The organism is Vibrio sp. 811, from assembly GCF_033339195.1.
Genome location: NZ_JAWOUB010000570.1, coordinates 1 through 617 on the forward strand (window position 1 = coordinate 1; position 617 = coordinate 617).

A 617-nucleotide genomic window follows, 5' to 3' on the forward strand; every position below is an offset into this window, starting at 1 on the left:
CTGCCTGCGAGCACGACTTGCCCATCAGTTGGGGCGGTAATGGTAACTTGAGGTGGTGTTGAGCACGCTCCTAGGCCAGTCCAAGCATCTTTCCAGTACAGGCCTTCACCTGGCTCGTAGGCCCATGTTGCATCGGACGAACACCAACCCGCAACGTCACAACGATATTTTTGGTTAAGGTTAGAAACCAGAGCACCTACTTCATAACGCGTGCCTGCTACGTAAGGGACAGCATCGGCACACCCACCATTGCCTGTTTCTGAATTCGCGACGACAAGCGCCACTGCTTGACTCATGGTAGAGAGATTAGAGTCATCTGTCGCTTGAGCTTTAAATGAGTGCGTGCCAACACTCGCTGTCCATTGGTATTCGTAAGGTGCACTGGTATCAATGGCGACAGATTGGTTGTTAACGAAGAATTCAACTTGAGTAACTACGCCATCAAAGTCATCAGCTTGAGCAGTAACGGTTAGGTTATCCCCCACACTCAGTGTTTCCGTACCTGTTGGGCTAGTGAGAGTAATGCTAGGTGGCGGCAGCTCTACTTGAGGCTGAACGACGATAGCAACCGTTGTGGAGGTTACTGCGCCTTCATTGTCTGTCGCAATCGCGGTGAG

General features: G+C 51.4%; 1 protein-coding gene. It reads right to left on the reverse strand.

The window, feature by feature from the left end:
- Positions 1-617, reverse strand: a 617-nt coding sequence (locus R7Q46_RS28150; RefSeq protein WP_318078436.1) for an Ig-like domain-containing protein, incomplete at both ends; no start/stop codon positions are given.